This window comes from Burkholderia sp. Bp9142 (genome assembly GCF_003853415.1).
In the GTDB taxonomy this organism is placed as follows: Bacteria; Pseudomonadota; Gammaproteobacteria; order Burkholderiales; family Burkholderiaceae; genus Burkholderia.
The window spans coordinates 14152-33906 of the sequence record NZ_QTPP01000016.1; the positions used below are offsets into that span (position 1 = coordinate 14152).

15 protein-coding genes are annotated in these 19755 nt (G+C 69.2%); 13 read left to right on the top strand and 2 right to left on the bottom strand.

Annotated features, from left to right (window positions below; translation table 11 throughout):
* Positions 1-5 precede the first annotated feature (5 nt).
* Together DIE22_RS18995 and DIE22_RS19000 are read left to right on the top strand one after the other, a co-directional pair.
* Positions 6-1325, top strand: a complete 1320-nt coding sequence (locus tag DIE22_RS18995) for a cytochrome c (protein WP_124605860.1) — start codon at positions 6-8, stop codon at positions 1323-1325.
* A 162-nt stretch (positions 1326-1487) separates the two neighbouring features.
* Positions 1488-2933 carry an NAD-dependent succinate-semialdehyde dehydrogenase gene (locus DIE22_RS19000; protein ID WP_124498853.1) on the top strand — a complete coding sequence of 482 codons (1446 nt, stop codon included), beginning with the start codon at positions 1488-1490 and terminating at the stop codon, positions 2931-2933.
* Between the two features lie 174 nt (positions 2934-3107).
* Here DIE22_RS19000 and tagH read toward each other — a convergent pair whose 3' ends face one another.
* Together tagH and DIE22_RS19010 are read right to left on the bottom strand one after the other, a co-directional pair.
* Positions 3108-4514 carry a type VI secretion system-associated FHA domain protein TagH gene (tagH, locus tag DIE22_RS19005; RefSeq protein ID WP_124605861.1) on the bottom strand — a complete coding sequence of 469 codons (1407 nt, stop codon included), beginning with the start codon at positions 4512-4514 and terminating at the stop codon, positions 3108-3110.
* A 47-nt stretch (positions 4515-4561) separates the two neighbouring features.
* Positions 4562-4948 carry a TssQ family T6SS-associated lipoprotein gene (locus tag DIE22_RS19010; RefSeq protein ID WP_124605862.1) on the bottom strand — a complete coding sequence of 129 codons (387 nt, stop codon included), beginning with the start codon at positions 4946-4948 and terminating at the stop codon, positions 4562-4564.
* A gap of 631 nt (positions 4949-5579) precedes the next feature.
* On the opposite strand from DIE22_RS19010, the gene tssJ reads away from it, so the two are divergent.
* The 11 genes from tssJ to tssE are packed head-to-tail and all read left to right on the top strand — an operon-like array spanning position 5580 to position 19755.
* Entirely contained in the window at positions 5580-6095 is a 516-nt protein-coding gene (tssJ, locus tag DIE22_RS19015; protein WP_124498850.1) for a type VI secretion system lipoprotein TssJ, read from the top strand.
* Entirely contained in the window at positions 6092-7480 is a 1389-nt protein-coding gene (gene tssK / locus DIE22_RS19020; protein WP_124605863.1) for a type VI secretion system baseplate subunit TssK, read from the top strand. Before tssJ ends, tssK begins: the two co-directional genes overlap by 4 nt.
* 15 nt (positions 7481-7495) lie before the next feature.
* Positions 7496-8815: a DotU family type VI secretion system protein gene (locus DIE22_RS19025; RefSeq protein ID WP_124605864.1), complete on the top strand. Its 1320-nt coding sequence runs from the start codon at positions 7496-7498 to the stop codon at positions 8813-8815.
* Between the two features lies 1 nt (position 8816).
* Positions 8817-12446: a type VI secretion system membrane subunit TssM gene (gene tssM, locus DIE22_RS19030; protein WP_124605865.1), complete on the top strand. Its 3630-nt coding sequence runs from the start codon at positions 8817-8819 to the stop codon at positions 12444-12446.
* Complete coding sequence (gene tagF, locus DIE22_RS19035; protein ID WP_124498846.1) at positions 12428-13120, top strand: type VI secretion system-associated protein TagF; 693 nt, start codon at positions 12428-12430, stop codon at positions 13118-13120. Before tssM ends, tagF begins: the two co-directional genes overlap by 19 nt.
* A gap of 43 nt (positions 13121-13163) precedes the next feature.
* Entirely contained in the window at positions 13164-15407 is a 2244-nt protein-coding gene (locus DIE22_RS19040; protein ID WP_124605866.1) for a serine/threonine-protein kinase, read from the top strand.
* Positions 15394-16515: a type VI secretion system protein TssA gene (gene tssA, locus DIE22_RS19045; RefSeq protein WP_124498844.1), complete on the top strand. Its 1122-nt coding sequence runs from the start codon at positions 15394-15396 to the stop codon at positions 16513-16515. The genes DIE22_RS19040 and tssA overlap by 14 nt, the downstream gene beginning before the upstream one ends.
* A gap of 59 nt (positions 16516-16574) precedes the next feature.
* Positions 16575-17129 carry a type VI secretion system contractile sheath small subunit gene (gene tssB, locus DIE22_RS19050; protein ID WP_124605867.1) on the top strand — a complete coding sequence of 185 codons (555 nt, stop codon included), beginning with the start codon at positions 16575-16577 and terminating at the stop codon, positions 17127-17129.
* Entirely contained in the window at positions 17122-18639 is a 1518-nt protein-coding gene (gene tssC / locus DIE22_RS19055; protein WP_124498842.1) for a type VI secretion system contractile sheath large subunit, read from the top strand. Before tssB ends, tssC begins: the two co-directional genes overlap by 8 nt.
* Before the next feature lie 59 nt (positions 18640-18698).
* Positions 18699-19190 carry a type VI secretion system tube protein Hcp gene (locus tag DIE22_RS19060; RefSeq protein WP_057927224.1) on the top strand — a complete coding sequence of 164 codons (492 nt, stop codon included), beginning with the start codon at positions 18699-18701 and terminating at the stop codon, positions 19188-19190.
* Between the two features lie 16 nt (positions 19191-19206).
* Entirely contained in the window at positions 19207-19755 is a 549-nt protein-coding gene (gene tssE, locus DIE22_RS19065; protein ID WP_124498923.1) for a type VI secretion system baseplate subunit TssE, read from the top strand.

Genomic DNA, 19755 nt, shown 5'->3' on the forward strand with positions numbered 1-19755 from the left:
GAACCATGCGAAACCCCACCCTGAACCGCTTGAACCGCGTCGCTCATACGCTCCGCGCATCGATGATCGCGCTCTCCGCGCTGATGGCCGGCCCGGCGGCGCATGCCGCGCAATCGGCGCCGGCCGACGGCGCGCTGGTTGCACGCGGCGCGTATCTCGCGAAGGCGGGCGACTGCGTGGCGTGCCACACCGCGCCGCGCGGCACGCCATTCGCCGGCGGCCTGAGGATGGTCACGCCGATGGGCGCGATCTACACGACCAACATCACGCCCGACCCGGAAACAGGCATCGGCGGCTATACGGAAGCCGAGTTCGCGGGCGCGCTGCGCCTGGGCGTTGCGAAGGACGGCCATCGCCTGTATCCGGCGATGCCTTATCCGTCGTATGCGAAGCTGCGCGACGACGACGTGAAGGCGCTGTACGCGTACTTCATGCACGGCGTCGAGCCCGTGAAGCAGGCGAACCGTGCGTCCGAGATTCCGTGGCCGCTCGACATGCGCTGGCCGCTGGCGCTGTGGAACGCGGTGTTCCTTGACACGAAGCCGTACACCGACAAGGCGTCAAGGGATGCGATGTGGAACCGCGGCGCGTATCTCGTGCAGGGGCTCGGGCATTGCGGGTCGTGCCATACGCCGCGCGGCGCCGGCTTCCAGGAGAAGGCGCTGGACGAAGGCGGCGCGGCGTTCCTGTCGGGCGCGCCGATCGACAACTGGTTCGCGTCGAACCTGACCGGCGAGCCCAATACGGGGCTCGGCCGCTGGAGCGACGCGGAGGTCGCGCAGTTCCTGAAGACCGGCGCGAACCGGCATGCGACCGCGTTCGGCTCGATGGTCAGCGTGATCAACCACAGCACGCAGGCGCTGACCGGCGACGATCTGGCGGCGATTTCCCGCTACCTGAAGTCGTTGCCGGCGGCGGGCGGCACGGGCGCGCCGCCTTACCGCTATGATCCGAAGGCGACGCAGGTCGCGCTGGGCCGGCCGGCAAACGATCCGGGCGCAAAGGTGTATAACGCTTACTGCCTGCATTGCCATGGCGCGGACGGCCGCGGCTACGCGCCGCTGCTCGCGCCGCTCGCCGGCAACCCGAACGTGCTCGAGGCCGATGCATCGTCGCTGATCAACGTGACGCTGAACGGCAGCGAGTCGCTCGTGATCGGCGGCGTGCCGTCCGCGTACCCGATGCCGGCGTTCGCGAACGAGCTGAACGACCGGCAGATCGCCGACGTGCTGACGTTCATGCGCGCCGGCTGGAACAACAACGCGCCGGCCGTGCAGGCGGCGGACGTCGCGAAACTCCGCAAGGCGACGGCGGCCGCGCGCTGAGCGCGGCCGAACATGGCGGATGACGACGGGCAGGCGTGCCGCGTGCCCCGTCGTCGAACATTGCCGGATGCAGCGCACCCGGCAACGCGGCTCTTTCTGTCAACCGGCGCGCGGCCGTTTGCGGCAGCGCGCGTTTTATCGACGTAAAACTGGGGTGTCTGGATGGCTAACGTGACTTATACGGATACACAACTGCTGATCGACGGCGAGTGGGTCGATGCCGCGAGCGGCAAGACGATCGACGTCGTGAATCCGGCGACGGGCAAGACGATCGGCAAGGTGGCCCACGCGGGCATCGCCGATCTCGATCGCGCGCTGGCTGCGGCGCAGCGCGGTTTCGAAGCATGGCGCAAGGTGCCCGCGCACGAGCGCGCGGCGACGATGCGCAAGGCCGCGGCGCTGGTGCGCGAACGCGCCGACACGATCGCGCAGCTGATGACGCAGGAGCAGGGCAAGCCGCTGACGGAAGCACGCGTCGAAGTGCTGTCGGCAGCCGACATCATCGAATGGTTCGCCGACGAAGGCCGCCGCGTGTACGGCCGGATCGTGCCGCCCCGCAATCTCGGCGCGCAGCAGACGGTCGTGAAGGAGCCGGTCGGCCCGGTCGCGGCGTTCACGCCGTGGAATTTCCCGGTCAACCAGGTCGTGCGCAAGCTGAGCGCCGCGCTCACGACCGGCTGCTCGTTCCTCGTGAAGGCGCCGGAAGAAACCCCGGCATCGCCGGCCGCGCTGCTGCGCGCGTTCGTCGATGCGGGCGTGCCGGCCGGCGTGATCGGCCTCGTGTACGGCGATCCGGCGGAAATCTCGTCGTACCTGATTCCGCATCCGGTGATCCGCAAGGTGACGTTCACGGGCTCGACGCCGGTCGGCAAGCAGCTCGCCGCGCTCGCCGGCCAGCACATGAAGCGCGCGACGATGGAACTGGGCGGCCACGCACCGGTGATCGTCGCCGAGGATGCGGACGTCGCGCTGGCGGTGAAGGCCGCCGGCGGCGCGAAGTTCCGCAACGCGGGCCAGGTGTGCATTTCGCCGACGCGTTTCCTCGTGCACAACAGCATCCGCGACGAATTCACGCGCGCGCTGGTCCAGCATGCCGAAGGGCTGAAGGTCGGCAACGGCCTCGAGGAAGGCACGACGCTCGGCGCACTGGCAAACCCGCGCCGGCTGACCGCGATGGCGTCGGTCGTCGACAACGCACGCAAGGTCGGCGCCAGCATCGAGACCGGCGGCGAACGGATCGGCTCGGAAGGCAACTTCTTCGCGCCGACCGTGATCGCGAACGTGCCGCTCGAAGCGGACGTGTTCAACAACGAGCCGTTCGGCCCGGTCGCCGCAATCCGCGGTTTCGACAAGCTCGAGGACGCGATCGCCGAAGCGAACCGTTTGCCGTTCGGGCTGGCCGGCTACGCGTTCACGCGTTCGTTCGCGAACGTGCACCTGCTGACGCAGCGCCTTGAGGTCGGGATGCTGTGGATCAACCAGCCCGCGACACCGTGGCCGGAAATGCCGTTCGGCGGCGTGAAGGATTCGGGCTACGGGTCGGAAGGCGGGCCGGAAGCGCTGGAGCCGTATCTCGTCACGAAGTCGGTGACGGTGATGGCGGTCTGACGACCGTTCGACCGCATGCGTGCCGCCGTTTGCGCGGCGCGCACGGCAGGTTGCTCCTGGCCGGGCGTGCTGCCCGGCCTTGTTGTTTCTGGTCCTTTCTGCTTCGTTCGCTGTCGGTTTTGCCCGGTAATGGCGGTCGCCCCCGTCGAGCACGGGACACACGGCGCCCGCCGCTCAATGCCGGCTGCTGCCGCGATAGCTTTCCACCTCCGCGTCGTACGCCGCGAGAAACGCCTTGCCGAATACCGACGCGAAATCGTCCTCGATCGCGAACACCGTGTCGCGATGGGTCGCCGCGTAGCGATCCCACATCCTCGCCTTGTAGAGCGCGGGCACCCGCTTCTCGTACCAGCGCATCGCATCGTCGCGCTCGCGCAGCCGCTGCGGCGAAAAGCGCGTCAGCAGGTCCATGAGCGCGGCGCGCATGCCCGCGACCATGCCGATCTGGTGCGCATGCAGATCCTGGAACGCGTCGCTGACCGCGCTCTGCGGCGACATGAAGCCCGGCAGCGGCAGTCCGAACATCTGGCGCAGCACGGCGCCGCCGTCCGGCAGCAGCTTCAGCGGGTTGTTCTCGCGATCGAGCAGCATCGTCATGTGCGCCTTCACCTCCCGCTTCAGGATGCTGCGCGACGACAGCAGCTCGACCGTGCCGTTCGCGAACAGCGCCAGCAACTGCCCCGCGATGTACAACTGTTCAGCCGACCACTGATGCGATTCGGCGGCGGTATCGAGTCCGGCGCCTTCGAAGAACGCGTTCAGCAGTTCGTCGGGCGTCGGCACGCGGCTAGCCTGCGGTGCAGGTGCGTCGGCCGGCCGCGGCCCGGCGTGCGCTGCCGCCGGTTGCACGCGCACATGCTGCGTCCACTCGGGCGCGTGGTCGGCCTGCGTCGCGGACGATGCGTCGCGATCCGCCTTGCCGCGTTCGGCCGGTGACGCCGAACCCGATCCAACGATATCGGGCGACGACTGCGCGAACAGGTCGAGCGGATCAGTCGACAGCTGATTCAGGTCGCGCTGCGATGGCGCCGATGGCGCGGTGCGGCTTGCCGGCTGCCCAGCCTCCCTGCGCGCCGTGCCGGACCGGGTGCCGGCGTCCGCCGCCTTGCCGCGCGGGACGAGGCGATCCTGCAGCAGGCCCCACAGCCGGTTGCCGGCGCCTTTCGTCTCGCCGTGTGCGCGAGCGGCCATCTCCGGCGCGCCTGGCTGGGCGGGGCTGGCGTTGGAAGCGGAGGGCATGTCGACGACCGGCGCCTCATGTCCGTCGTCACGCTCGGCCCGCAGCACGTACGGCCCGATGCGGATGATGTCGCCGGTATTGAGCGGGCGCTCCTGCGCATAGCCGACGGGCTCGCGATTCACCTCGATCGTCGACACGCTGCTCAGGTTCTTCAGCAGGCACGCATCGTCGCCGACCTGCAGCAGGGCCTGCAGCCGGGAGACCTGCCGGGTGTCGTCGCGCAGCACGAGATGGTTGTCGGTGGCCCGCCCGATGGTGCCGCCGGGCGGGTGGAACACGACGGCGTCATAGGAGTCGCTTTCGACCGGCTCGCCGGCGTGTTCGATCACGATCAGTTGCATGTCATACGTCGCTCGGTCATGAAGCGCTCGCAGGGAAACCGGTTCGGTCAGGATGACGACGCATGTCTGCGGCGCGTGAATTCGAACGCGGGCCCCCAGATCGGATGTCCCTTCTCGGCGGGGGACAAGTCGAAGCGCGGGTTGAGGTCCAGAATCTTCGAGAATTCCGCGCGGCACGGCGCGATACGGTTCGTCACGCAGTAGCTGAACGCGAGCAGCTTGTGCGCGGCGACCTGCGTGTCGGTATCGGCTCCGTCGATTTCCTTCGCATGGCTCAGGATCGCGATCGTGCGTCCGTAGTCGCCGGCGCCGTAGGCCGCACGCGCGCTGTCGACCGCGGCGCGCGCCGCCGACTGCGTGGGAGACGTGCTGCACCCGCCGATTCCCAGCAACAAGGCGCCGAGACAAATCACGATCGATGAGCGGCCTTTCATGTTGAAATGAAATATTTGCGTAATTGGAAGGTGGCGCACAAGCGCTGTTGGATTTTAGTGCCAATCATGCCGGCCGATGCCGCCGTTACTTTTTGTTTCAATTGGCGAATTGCGTTCGAGTTACCACTCAAATCAATTCCGGATTTTCGACTTGTTAATCCATAAAATCGATTCTATAGTTCGCTGTGCTTTTGGGATTCGTCAGTTGTTTGCTCTGCGCCCGTCAATGGTCGAAACGGCGGGCCGTCCATTCGGGCAATGCAAACAGCCGCGCACGACCCACGGGGCGTAAGCCACCCACCGTCGACAGCCGGCGAGCCTGGGTTCCGCGTCCATACAGCAAGTGTCCATGCAATAGAACCGGGCCGCCGCGGCGAACCGGTCGGATTAACACGTCTTCTCAAAGTGACTGAAATCAATTCAACCCATCGTCATCTCCCCAATTTCGATCCCGGCTCGTAATTGGCGATTTGACCCGGCTTTTCACAAGAATAAGTTGCCGAATACAATTTCAGCGGAAGGGTATGCAAGCCACATAATTACCGGTCAATTAATTGTCCCCTTTTAATCAGGAACTCCGGTTTCGCGTATGGAAATCGGCGGGGGGATTATTGCGCTGCGAGGGTGAAATATGCGATGGCGGTCGAGCGGGTTCATCGTATTGGGATGTGCATTGCTGTTGCCCGGATGCGGCGCGACGGAGCGTGCCGCCGCGGTGCCGTATGCGATCACGGTCGACGTTGCGCCGGACGTCAACCCTGACCTCAACCGCAAGCCTTCGCCGATCGTGCTGAAGGTGTTCCAGCTGCGCGCGGCGTCGGCGTTCGATGGCGCGGACTTCTTCTCGCTCCAGGACAAGCCGGAGAACATCCTCGGCGCGGACCTGCTCGGCACCGATCGCGTGATCCTGCGGCCGGGCGAGTCGCGCACGCTGCACTACCGCGGCAATGTCGAGGCCGGTGCGATCGGCGTCGTCGCCGAATACCGGATGCTCGACAGGAACCGCTGGCGCCTGACGGTGCCGCTGCCGCGCGCCAAGCAGCTCAACGCATACAAGTTCTGGCAGACGTCGCCCGGCGAGCTGAAGCTGTCGATCGCGGTCAGGAACGGCGGTCTCGCGTTGAACGACGCGCGGGGGCGCCCATGACGGAACCGACCATGTCCGCAACGCCGGTCGCCGCACTGCGTCAGCGCGTGGTGTGGACCGAGGGGATGTTCCTGCGGCCGCAGCATTTCCAGCAGCTCGAACGGCACTGGGAACGCTACGTCGCGCTGCGTTGCGTGCCGCTGCAGGGGTTCTACTGGGGTTTCGACACGCTCGAGATCGACCGTGAGCAGCTCGCGCTCGGCAAGGTCGCATTGCGCGCGGCGGCGGGCGTGATGCGCGACGGCACGCCGTTCGACCTGTCGCATCCCGATGATCTCCCCGAACCGCTCGACGTGCCGGCCGATGTGAAGGACCCATTGGTCGTGCTCGCGCTGCCGCTGTGGCGCGGCGGTGGCGAGGACGTGTCGTTCGGTGCCGACGCGGCCAGCGGCGGCGGCGGCGGCCCGGACGTCGCACGCTACGTGGTGCGCGAGTACGAAGTGGCTGACGCGAACGCGGTCGCGCTCGGCCCCGCGCTGCTGCAGACAGGGCGCCTGAACGTCCGGCTGATGCTCGACACCGAGCTGACCGGCGACTGGCATGCGCTCGGCGTCGTGCGGATCGTCGAGCGGCGTACCGACGCGCGGCTGCTCGTCGACGACGGCTACATTCCGCCGCGCCTGGTCGCGCAGCGCGATGCCGCGTTGCTGGCGTACACGCGCGAACTGCACGGACTGCTGACGCAGCGCAGCGAAGCGCTGGCCGAGCGCCTGTCGGAACCGGGGCGCGGCGGCGTGTCGGAAGTCGCGGATTTCCTGCTGCTGCAACTCGTGAACCGCTATCTGGCGCTGACCTGGCATGCGCAGCAGGATGTCGCGACGCATCCGGAGGCGCTGTTCCGTGACTGGCTGAAGCTCGCGTGCGACCTCAGCACGTTCACGGCGGCCGGCCGGCGCCCGCAATCGCTCGCGGTCTACGTGCACGACGACCTGCGCACGAGCTTCGCCGAACTGATGACGGAGCTGCGCCGGTCGCTGTCGACGGTGCTGGAGCAAAACGCGATCCAGATCGAGCTGCGCGACGCGGGCAACGGCATCCGGGTCGCGACGCTCGCCGATCCCGCGCTGCGCGACACGGCCGGCTTCGTGCTCGCGGTGCGCGCGGACGTGCCGGCCGACAGCCTGCGCGCGCGGTTTCCCGCGCAGGCGAAACTCGGCCCGGTCGAGCGGATCCGCGACCTGGTGCAGTTGCAGCTGCCGGGCATCACGATGCGCCAGTTGCCGGTTGCGCCGCGGCAGATCCCGTATCACGCGGGTCATACGTACTTCGAGATCGACAAGGGCGGCGACCTGTGGAAGCAGCTGGCGCGCTCCGGCGGTCTCGCATTTCATTTCGCCGGCGAATTCCCCGGGCTCTCGATGGAGTTCTGGGCGATACGCGGGTGAGGGCGGGGCAGCGCGATGAATTCTTCCTCCGATTCGATTTCCGCCGGCGCCGGCGGATTCGTGCCGCCGAATCCGGGCGGCATGCATCCGGCCGCGGCGTCCGGCGCGGCCGGGCCGACGGCCACGCAGCCGCGCCCGGGCCGCTGGGCCGCGAGCGGCACGAACCCGCTCGTCGCGGCCGCGAACCCGCTGCTCAACCTGGTGCCGCAGATCCGCTCGACCGTCCATCATCCGAATCCGGCGTGGCTGCGCGAGCATCTCGTCGTCGAGATCCGCCAGTTCGAGGCGCGCGCACAGGAAGCCGGCGTGCCGTCGGAGGCGATCATCGGCGCGCGCTACTGTCTGTGCACGGCGCTCGACGAGGCGGCCGCGCTGACGCCGTGGGGCGGCAGCGTGTGGTCGTCGCACAGCCTGCTCGTGTCGTTCCATAACGAAACCTGGGGCGGCGAGAAGTTCTTCCACCTGCTCGAACGCCTGTCGCAGCAGCCGCGCCAGCATCTCGACCTGCTGGAGCTGCTGTATTTCTGTCTCGCGCTCGGTTTCGAAGGCCGCTACCGGGTGCTCGACAACGGCCACGCGGAGCTCGACGCGCTGCGCCGGCAGCTGGCCCACACGATCCGCTCGGTGCGCGGCGAATTCGATCCCGCGTTGTCGCCGCACTGGCGCGACGTCGTCACACGCGACGTGGCGCGCCGCTTCGTCGTGCCGCTGTGGGTGTGCGCGGCGCTCGCGTTGCTGATCGGCTTCGGCGTGTTCGTCGGTCTGCGCGTCGCGCTGGCCGGGCATTCGGACCAGCTGTTCGCGTCGATCGACGGGCTGCACGTGCCGAAGCTGCAGCCCGCGCAGGCGCCGCCGCGCCCGGCGCCGGTGCCGCGCGTCGCGAAGTTCCTGGCGCCCGAGATCGCGGCCGGCCTCGTGGCGGTGCGCGACGACGCCGATCGCAGCGTGATCGTGCTGCGTGGCGACGGGCTGTTCAAGTCCGGCTCGACGTCGGTGATCGACCGTTACGCGCCGGTGCTCGCGCGGGTCGCGGATGCGCTGAACCAGGTGCCCGGCAACGTGCGCGTGACCGGCTATACCGACGACACGCCGGTGCATACGGCACGCTTCGCATCGAACTGGGACCTGTCGCGCGAACGCGCGGAGGCCGTGCGCGGCATGATCGCCGCGCGCCTCGACCATCCGGAGCGGCTCGCGGCCGAGGGGCGCGGCACGCTCGATCCGGTCGCGCCGAACGATACGCCCGCGAACCGCGCGCTGAACCGGCGCGTCGAGATCACGCTGCTGCCGGCGCCCGGCAGCGCCGCCGTCGGCGCGACGCAGGGGGCGCACTGACATGAACCAGGCTGTCGCCCGTTTCGTCCGGCCGTTGCCGTCGCGGGAGATCTGGACCGTTGCCGGTCTGGTCGTGCTCGCGTGCTTCGTGTGGCTCGCCGGGCCGCTGTTCGCGTTCGCCGAGGTCCGGCCGCTCGAGAGCGCCTGGGCGCGCGCGGTGACGATCGCGGTGCTGTTCGGCGCGTGGGGCGCGCGCGTCGCGTGGCGAAGCTGGCACGCGAGCCGCCTGAACGCGCAGTTGCTGAACCAGCTGCGTGAAGCCGCGCCCGGGCCGGCCACCGCCGACGATCCGGCGAAGGCCCAGCTCGACGAGCTGCGCAGCCGCTTCGACGAGGCCGCGACGCTGCTGAAGAAAGTCCGCTTCGGGCAGGCCGATACCGCGCGCAAGGGGCGGGCGCGCTGGTTCGACCGGATGTCGCGCCAGTATCTGTACCAGCTCCCGTGGTACGTGTTCATCGGCGCGCCGGGCTCGGGCAAGACGACCGCGCTCGTCAATTCCGGGCTCAGCTTTCCGCTCGCCGAGCAATTCGGCCGCGCGGCGATTCGCGGCGTGGGCGGCACCCGGCACTGCGACTGGTGGTTCACGAACGACGCGGTGCTGATCGACACGGCCGGCCGCTATACGACGCACGAAGGCAATCGCGCTCTCGACGAAGCCGAGTGGAAGGGCTTCGTCGAGTTGCTGAAGAAATACCGCACGCGCCAGCCGCTGAACGGCGCGATGCTGACGATCAGCGTCGCCGACCTGGTCGGCGCGTCGGAAGCCGAGCGTACGCAGCACGCGATGGTGCTGCGCAAGCGGCTGCTCGAACTGCGCGCGCAGCTCGGCATCCGGTTTCCGGTCTACCTGCTCGTGACGAAGGCCGACCTGCTGGCCGGCTTCGCCGAGTATTTCGGCGGCTTCGGCCGCGCGGAATGCGCGCAGGTGTGGGGTTTCACGTTCCCGCTCGCGCAGAGCGAGGCGCCGGGCTTCGACCTGCGCGCCGCGTTCGACCGCGAATACCGGCTGCTGCACCAGCGGCTGAATGACGGGCTGCCCGAGCTGCTCGCCGCGCAGACCGATGCGCGCCAGCGCGAGATGGCGTACCTGCTGCCGCAGCAGGTGGCCGACCTGCAGGACATGCTCGGGCAGTTCGTCGCCGAAGTGTTTTCCGTGTCGAGCTTCGAGCCGATGCCGATGCTGCGCGGCGTCTACCTGACGAGCGGCACGCAGGAGGGCACCGCGTTCGACCGCGTGATGAGCGGCATCAAGCGCTTCCTGAAGATCGAGGGCGTGCCGCCGGTCGCACAGGTCGGCTCGACCGGGCGCAGCTTCTTCCTGAAGTCGCTGCTGCAGGAGCACATCTTCCGCGAAGCCGCGCTCGCCGGCAGCGACCTGCGCTGGCATCAGAAGCGGCGCGTGCTGCAGATCGCCGGCTACGCGCTGCTTGCGCTCGTGAGCGTGGCCGTGCTGGCCGCATGGCTGCGCAGCTATTCGAACAATCGCGCGTATCTCGACCGGATCGCGCAGCGCGTGCCCGCCGTCGATGCGCAGATCGCCGGCGCGAAATTCTCGGATGCGGCCGACGTCGCGCGGCTGCTGCCGGTACTCGACGCACTCGGCGGGCTCGCGAATGCCGGCGGCGTCGACCGGTCGCATCCGCCGCTCGCATACCGCTGGGGCCTCTTTCAGGGCGAGAAGATCGACGAGGCCGTCGACGCCGTGTACCGGCGCGCGCTCGACGACGTGCTGCTGCCGATCGCCGCGCGCCGGATGGAGGCCGCGCTGAGTGACGCGCGTCCGGACGAAACCGACTACGCGTATGCGGCGCTGAAGGCCTATCTGATGCTGTACGACAGCGCGCACTACGATCCCGCGTTCGTGCAGGCCGTCGTCGACCTGGAAATGGAGCGCTCGCTGCCGCCCGACTTCTCGCCGGCCGAACGCTCGGCGCTGCGTGCGCATCTCGCCGCGTTGTTCGGCAACCGGGTGGCGGTGTCGCCGTATCCGATGAACGAGCGGCTCGTGGCCGACGTGCGCGACCGGCTGCGGCAGGTGCCGTTCTCGCAGCGGCTGTACCGCCAGCTCACGCGCACGCTGCGGCCGGCGACTGCCGCGTTCGATTTCAGCGTCGCGCGCGCGGTGGGGCCCGACGCATCGCTGGTGTTCCGCCGCCAGGGCGGCAAGCCGCTGTCGGAAGGCGTGCCGGGCCTCTATACGCGCAACGGCTATCGCAACGTGTTCTCGCCGCGCCTTGCCGGCGAGGTCGACGCGTACGGGCGCGAGGAGGTGTGGGTGCTGAACCTCGGGCTGTCCGAGATTCCCGGGCCGAACGACGCCGCCGCGTGGGCGCGCGACATCCGGCAGCTGTACCTGAACGACTACCTGAAGATCTGGGACGACCATCTCGCCGACATCAAGCTGCAGCGCACGGCGACGCTTGCGCAGAGCATCCAGGTCGCACGTGCGCTGTCGTCGGCGGATTCGCCGCTTACCCGGCTGATGATCGCGCTTGCGCGCGACACGGCGCTCGGCGATGCGCCGGGCGGCGCGCGCAATCTCGCGTCGCGCGCACAGGACAAGGTCGACGAGGCGCGCAGCTCGCTGTCGCAGATCTTCGCGGGGCAGGGCGCAGGCGACGCGAATCCGTCCGCGGCGGCGCCCGCGAGCCCCGAGCAGGTGGTCGACAGCCACTTCGCCGGGCTGCGCGCGTTCGCGCCGGGCAGCGGCGACCAGGCGCAGGCGTTCGACGCGGTGCTGAAGTCGATCGACGCGCTCTATACGTACCTGACGGCCACCGACGATGCGCTGCGCAGCGGCGCCCAGCCGCCGCCGTCCGACGCGCCCGCGCGGCTGCGCGCGCAGGCCGGGCGGCTGCCCACGCCGTTCCGCGACGTGCTCGACGACCTGTCGAACGTCGCGAACGGCAGCGTCGCGACCGTCGAGCAGCGCAGCGTCGCGCAGCGGGCCGGCGCGAACGTCGGCGACTTCTGCCGGCAGGCGATCGTCGGCCGCTATCCGTTCGCGCGCGGATCGTCGCGCGACGTCGCACCGGCGGATTTCGCGCAGATGTTCGCGCCGGGCGGCCTGATGGACGATTTCTTCCAGAAGAACCTGCAGTCGATCGTCGATACGACGTCGCACCCGTGGCGTTTCGCGAACCGCAATGCGGATGCCGATCCGTCGGCGGCCGCGATGCTTGCGTCGTTCGAGAAGGCCGCGGTGATCCGCGACGTCTATTTCGGCGGCGGCGCACGCACCGCGCAACTGAAGGCGCAGATCCAGCCGCTCGAAATGGACCCGTCGATCACGGAGATGGTGCTCGACGTCGACGGCCAGATCGTCCGCTATGCGCACGGCCCGCTCGTGCAGAGCGCGGTGGGCTGGCCCGGCCCGCGCGGCAGCAATCAGGTGCGGCTGCAGGTGTCCGCGCAGGCCGGCGCGACCGACGGCTTCACGACCGGCGGGCCGTGGGCGCTGCACCGGCTGTTCGACCGCGCCGCCGTGTCGGCCGGGCGCGGCTCGGACCAGATGATCGCGCGCTTCACCGTCGACGGCAAACCGCTCGTGCTGCAGGTGAATGCGGGCAGTGTCCGCAATCCGTTCAGGCTGCCCCAGATGGAGTCCTTTACATGCCCTCCGAAGCAATGAGCCGCCTCCCGCCGCTCGCGCGCGCCGATGGCGACGCCCCGGCCTGGTACGGAAAGATTCCGGGCGCCGGCGACTTCGTGAACAGCCGTCTGCCGCACGCGCTCGCGCTCTGGTGGGAGCTCTGGCTTCAGCCGGGAATGGCCGCGATGCGGCAGCTCGGCCCGGACGAGATCGCGCGCCACTACACGGTCGCGCCGGTCTGGAATTTCCTGGTGCCGGCGGGCGCCGGCGCGTCGTGCGTGCAGGCGGGCTGTCTCGCGCCGAGCTGCGACCGCGTCGGGCGCTACTACCCGGTGATCGTGACGCTGCCGATGCCGGCGGCCGACGGCTGGAACGGGCTGCCGGACGCCGCCGACGCGTTCTACTGGCAGGCCGGCCATGCGCTGCTCGACGCGATCCGGCATGCGCGCGCGCCGGCCGATCTCGAGCAGGCGCTCGAGCGCGTGCGGCTCGCGCCGGGCGGCGGGCTACCGGCGGAAGGCGTCGACGGGATGCCGGCGACGCTGCCGGAGCGGCCGGCGCTCGCTGCATGGCCCGGGCTGTCCGGCTATTTCGATCCGCACGGCGGGACGAGCTTCTGGTGGACCAATCGCGCCGACGGTTCGCCGCTGCGCACGCATGCGCATACGGGTGTGCCCGACAACGCACTGTTCCTGACGCTGTTCGGCGGCTAGCGGCCGGCGGCGGGCCACACGGATGCGGTATCGCGAGGTGGACATGAAGGACCCTTCATCGAGAGACAACGAGCACGACACGGCAACCCGCGGCGACGCGCCCGAATTCACGGTGCGGCCGCTGCCGCTCGGTCATCGCCTCGGCGAGCTGCAGCTCGACGAGGTGCTGGGCATCGGCGGTTTCGGCATCGTCTACCGCGCATTCGATCGCACGTTGCGGCGCGCGGTCGCGATCAAGGAATACATGCCGTCGATGCTCGCGACGCGCGGCGGCGACTACACGGTGTCGCTGCGTTCCGAGCGGTTCGCGCAGGCGTTCGACGCGGGACGCGGCGCGTTCCTGAACGAGGCGCGCCTGCTCGCGCAATTCGACCACCCGGGGCTCGTCAAGGTGCTGCATTTCTGGGAGAGCCACGGCACCGCATACATGGTCATGCCGTTCTACGAAGGGCGCACGCTCAAGCAGCTGCTCGACGGCGGCGTGCGGATGAGCGAGACGCAATTGCGCAACATCGTCGGCGCGCTGCTCGGTGCGCTCGACACGCTGCATCGCGCGCAATGCTTTCATCGCGACGTCGCGCTCGACAACGTGCTGATCCGCCCGAACGGCAGCGCGATCCTGCTCGACTTCGGCGCGGCACGCAAGCGGATCGGCGATCTCGTCGACGACGGCGCGATGATGATCAAGCCCGGCTACGCGCCGATCGAGCAGTACACCGACGATCCCGCGTTCAGCCAGGGGCCGTGGACGGATCTCTATGCGCTCGGCGCGGTGATGCACGCGATGATCACGGGCGAACTGCCGCCCGCGGCCGTCGTGCGCAGCATCAAGGACACGTACCGGCCGCTCGCGTCGCGCGAGTTGCCGGCCGGCGAGGTGTACAGCCCGGCGTTCCTCGCGGCGATCGATCACGCGCTGCAATTGCGGATCCCGGATCGGCCGGAGTCGGTCGCGGCTTTCGCGGCGGAACTCGGGTTGCGGGATGTCGATCGGGCCGGCGGCGGGTATGGTGCGGCCGTCGCGCCGCCGTCTGCCGCACCAGTTGCCCCAGCTGCCCCAGCTGCCGCCAGCGACAAGCCGGAAGACGGCGCTTCGTCGGCGTCGAAGGCGGCTGCGGGGGCGGGGGCGTCGTTCGCTTCTTCTCCCGCTTCTTCGTCTGTATCGCAAGCGTCGTCGCCGTCCGCGAAAACGGGGAGCCCCGAAGGGCGTGAAGGTAATGGGGAACGCGCAAAGGACGCGCAGCGGGCTCAGCAGTCAGCGTCGAAGCCCGAAGCGCATGATGGCGCCGGCATGCGATCGGCAAGCGACGGGACGGACATCGGGCAGCGCAGTGCAACGGCTAGCGGGAACCTGAACGGAACGGCAGGGCCGATTGCTGGTTCTACTGGTTCTGCTGGTTCTGCTGGTTCTGCTGGTTCTGCTGGTTCTGCTGGTTCTGCTGGTGCCGCTGGTGCCGCTGGTGCATCCACATCGGCATCCTCGTCAGGCGCATCGCCCCCGTCCCGCGCCCCGCGCCGCCCGTCGTTCATCCCGGCCGGCAACCGGCGCATACCCACCTACGTGGGTGGCGCGCTGGCCGCGCTGATCGTTGTCGGCATCGCCGCAACCTATCTGTCGCGACCCGCGCGTGTCGCAAGCGAACCGGAAGCCGGCGCAAGCCAGCCGCTGGCCGGCGCCGCGTCCTCGGCCAGTGTGCCGGAAGCGATGCTCGCCCAGCATGGTCCGACGCCGATCGTCGTGCCGCCGTCGAGCCTGCCGGCCGGATCGTCCGCGCAGGTGCCGCCGCCATCGCTGGCCGCCGCGCCCGCCAGCGCGCCTGCAGTCGGGACCGCCGCGTCCGCGCCGCAGGTCGCGACGCCCGCCACGGCCGTCGCGGGCGCCACGCCGTCGCAAGCCGGTTCGAGCTCGACGATCGCGCCGGCCGGCAGCCTCGATGCGTCGGAGCGCGTCGTCAACGTGCCGCCGTCGGAGGCCGCCGCGTCGCCGTCGACCGCACCGGCGTCGCCATCGGACGCCGGCATGGCCGTCGCCGCAGTCAGCGCGCCGGCCGCAGAGCAGCGTCCGCCGAAGCAGGAAACCGTCCAGGTGCGCTTCAACGTGCGCCCGTGGGGCGACGTGTACGTGAACGGCGCACGGCGCGGCGCGAGCCCGCCGCTGCGCTCGGTGTCGCTGACGCCGGGCGTCTATCAGATCGAGATCCGCAACGGCTCACTGCCGCCGTTGCACCGCACCGTGGCGATCGACTTCGGCAGCAAACCGGTCAGCATCGACTATGCATTCGAATGACGTCAGCCAGGCGGCGCTGGCCGCCGCATTGTCCTCGCCGTCGCCCGGCCTGCCGGCGGCGACACCGCGCGCCGACCTGATCGGCCGGCTGCTCGCGGACGTCGCGCCCGATGCGCCGTGCGGCGAGAACCTCGAATACGACGCCGATTTCCTGCAGCTTCAGGAACGCGCGACCCCGCGCGCCGAGCAGCAGTACGGCGACACCGTGATCCCGGCCGAGACGCCCGACTGGCGCGCGATCGAGCGCCTCGCGCTCGCGCTGAGCGCGCGGACGAAGGACCTGCGCGTCGCCGCGTATCTCGCGCGCAGCTGGACCGAGCAGCACGGCATGCCCGGCTACGTGGACGGGCTTGCGGTCGTCGCGGGCCTGCTCGAGCGCTGGTGGGACGAACTTCATCCGCGCCTCGACGCCGACGGCGAACCAGACCCGACACCGCGGATCAACGCGCTCGCCGATGTGGCCGGCGCGCACGAGTGTGCGCGTGCGGCGCGGCGCCAGCCGCTGTTCGACGGCGGCCCGAGCGTGCGCGACGCCGAACGCGCGCTCGACGGCCGCGACGAAGCGGGCGGCCCGGCGGCAGGCAGTCGCGACAGCCTGGTCGCCGCGCTGTCGACCGCACGCGACGACGGCCGCGTGCCGATCGACGCGGTGCACGCCGCGCTGCGCGCGCTGGACGCGATCCGCGCGCGCGTGACAGACCGGCTCGGCAGCGAATGGGCGCCGGATGCGAGCGATACGGAGAAGGCGTTGCAACGCATCGTCCGCGAGATGCCGGAGCCGGCGTCGGCAGTGCAGCCGGCCGCACCGGACGGTTCGACGCCGGTTGCGCCGGCCGCGTCCGGCGCCGCGCAAGCCACATCCGCGCCGACCGCTTTGCCGAACGGACGGGCCTGGCGTGACGCCGAGGTCACGAGCCGCGACGACGTGCGCCTCGGCCTCGACAAGATGTGCCGCTATTTCGAACTGCACGAGCCGAGCCACCCGGCGCCGCTGCTGCTGCGGCGCGCGCAGCGGCTGCTCGCGCTCGACTTCTACGAAATCATCCGGGATCTCGCTCCGGAGAGCCTGCCGAAGCTGGACCTGCTGAGCGGCGAGCGGAGCGAATGAGGCAGACCGCCGGGCGGCGGCCACGTACGCGCAACCTGATCGATGTGAAGGAGTGGACGATGACGGACAGAACCAAGGCGGCAGGCAGCGGACAGAAGTTCATCGCGCGCAATCGGGCGCCGCGCGTGCAGATCGAGTACGACGTCGAGACCTACGGCGCCGAGCGCAAGGTGCAGCTGCCGTTCGTGATGGGTGTCATCGCGGACCTGGCGGGCAAGCGTGCCGAACCGCTGCCGGACCTGCCGGAGCGCAAGTTCCTCGAGATCGACGTCGACAACTTCGACGAGCGGATGAAGTCGGTCGCGCCGCGCGTCGCGTTCCAGGTGCCGAACACGCTGACGGGCGAAGGGGTGCTCAGCGTCGACATGACGTTCGAGCAGATCGACGATTTCTCGCCGGCGGCGATCGCGCGCAACGTCGACGCGCTGCGCCGGCTGCTGGATGCGCGCACCGAGCTGTCGAATCTGCTGTCGTACATGGACGGCAAGCACGGCGCCGAACAGCTCATCGAGCGCGCGATCAACGATCCCGACCTGCTGAAGACGCTCGTGCGCGAACCGCATGCCGGCGCGCAGGACGGCGACGCGACCCGACCGGAGGCCCGCGATGAATGACCCTGTCCAGTCCCGCGCCGATACGCGCGACGCACGCGACGCCGCGCAACCGGCCGCCGCACGCGGCGAATTCGCCGCGCTGCTGCAGAAGGAGTTCAAGCCGAAGACCGCCGAGGCACGCGAGTCGGTCGAACGCGCGGTGCGCACGCTCGCCCAGCAGGCGCTCGAACATACGGTCGGCATGACGACCGACGCCTACGGCAGCGTGAAGCAGATCATCGCGGAGATCGACCGGAAGCTGTCCGAGCAGATCAACCAGATCCTGCATCACGACGAATTCCAGACGCTCGAAGGCGCGTGGCGCGGCCTGCATTACCTCGTCACGCACACCGAGACCGACGAGCTGCTGAAGATCAAGGCCTTGCCGGCATCGCGCAACGAGGTCGGGCGAATGCTCAAGCGCTACAAGGGCGTCGCGTGGGACCAGAGCCCGCTGTTCCGCAAGATATACGAGGAGGAATACGGGCAGTTCGGCGGCGAGCCGTTCGGCTGCCTCGTCGGCGACTTCTACTTCAATCACAGCCCGCCGGACGTCGAGATGCTCGGCGAGCTGTCGAAGATCGCGGCGGCCGCGCACGCGCCGTTCATCGCGGGCGCGTCGCCCGAGCTGATGCAGATGGATTCGTGGCAGGAGCTGTCGAATCCGCGCGACCTGACCAAGATCTTCCAGAACACCGAATACGCGGCGTGGCGCAGCCTGCGGCAGTCCGAGGATTCACGCTACGTCGGCCTCGCGATGCCGCGTTTTCTCGCGCGGCTGCCGTATGGGGCACGCACCCATCCGGTCGACGAATTCGACTTCGAGGAAGACACCGATGCCGCGAACCACGACCGCTACACGTGGGCGAATTCGGCTTACGCGATGGCCGCGAACATCAACCGTTCGTTCAAGCAGTACGGCTGGTGCTCGTCGATCCGCGGCGTCGAATCGGGCGGGGCGGTCGAAGGGCTGCCGAGCCATACGTTCCCGACCGACGACGGCGGCGTCGACCAGAAATGCCCGACGGAGATCGCGATCAGCGACCGCCGCGAGGCCGAGCTCGCGAAGAATGGCTTCATGCCGTTCGTACACCGGAAGAACTCGGATTTCGCCGCGTTCATCGGTGCGCAGTCGCTGTACCAGCCCGCCGAGTATCACGACCCCGACGCGACCGCGAACGCACGGCTGTCCGGCCGCCTGCCTTACCTGTTCGCGTGCTGCCGTTTCGCGCACTACCTGAAGTGCATCGTGCGCGACAAGATCGGCTCGTTCCGCGAGCGCGACGACATGGAGCGCTGGCTGAACGACTGGATCATGAACTACGTCGACGGCGACCCCGTGAACTCGTCGCAGGAAACCAAGGCGCGCAAGCCGCTGGCGGCCGCGCAGGTGGTCGTCGACGAGGTCGAGGACAACCCCGGCTACTACACGTCGAAGTTTTTCCTGAGGCCGCACTACCAGCTCGAAGGGCTCACCGTGTCGCTGCGGCTGATCTCGCGGCTGCCGTCCGCGAAGGCGGCCAACGCGTGAGCGGCAAGCGTCGTTCAATCCAGCATTCAACCTGATTTCGCACCGAAACGGAGACGGCAATGGGCGTGGCAATGTTTATGAAGGTGGACGGCGTGACCGGCGAATCGGCGGACGCGCAGCACAAGGGCTGGACCGACATCGAATCGTTCACGTGGGGCGCGAGCCAGCCGGGCGCGATGGCGAGCGGCAGCGGCGGCAACGCTGGCAAGGCGAGCTTCAACGATCTCGTCGTGGCCGCCTACATGGACAAGGGTGCGCCCGCGATCATCAAGAACTGCGCGAGCGGCAAGCACTTGCCGAAGGTCGAGATCTCCGCGTGCAAGACCGGCGGCTCGCAGATCGAGTTCATGCGGGTGACGCTGCAGGAAGTGCTCGTCACGTCCGCGCAGGTCGCGGGCATCGATCCCGGCGACGCGGCCGACCGTTTGATGATGCATTACGGCTTCCAGGCTGCGAAGGTGAAGAAGCAGTACTGGCAGCAGAACGACAACGGCGGCAAGGGCGCCGAGGTGTCGGTCGGCTGGAACATCAAGGAAAACACCGAGATGTGACGGGGGGCCGATGACGATGGACGATCCCGACGCCCGCGACGGCCGGCACCACGGCATGCGCGACCGGCTGCAGCCCGCGCTGCTCGACCGGCTGACCGACGACGCACCGCAGCGCACGACCGATTTGCCCGGCACGCAATGGATCGGCGCCGAGCGCCTGCGCGCGGCCGTGCTGCGCGATCTCGCGTGGCTGCTCAATACGCGCAACGGCGAGGACGGCTTCGTCGACTGGGCCGCGTTCGCGCACGCGCAGGCGTCGGTGCTCAATTACGGGATGCGGCCGCTCGTCGGCAAGCCGATGTCGGGTGTCGAACGCATGTCGGTCGAGGCGTCGATCCGCGACGCGATCGTCCGCTTCGAGCCGCGCATCGCGCCCGACAGCGTCGAGGTCCGCAGCGTGACCGACGCACCGGGCGGCCGGGCCGGCGAACGACGCCACAACGTGCTGCTGTTCGAGATTCGCGGCACGCTGTGGTCGATCCCGCATCCGCTCGGATTCGTGCTGCGCTCCGACCTCGATCTCGAGACGGGCGCGATGTCGCTGCAAGCCGTGGCGGGGGGCTGA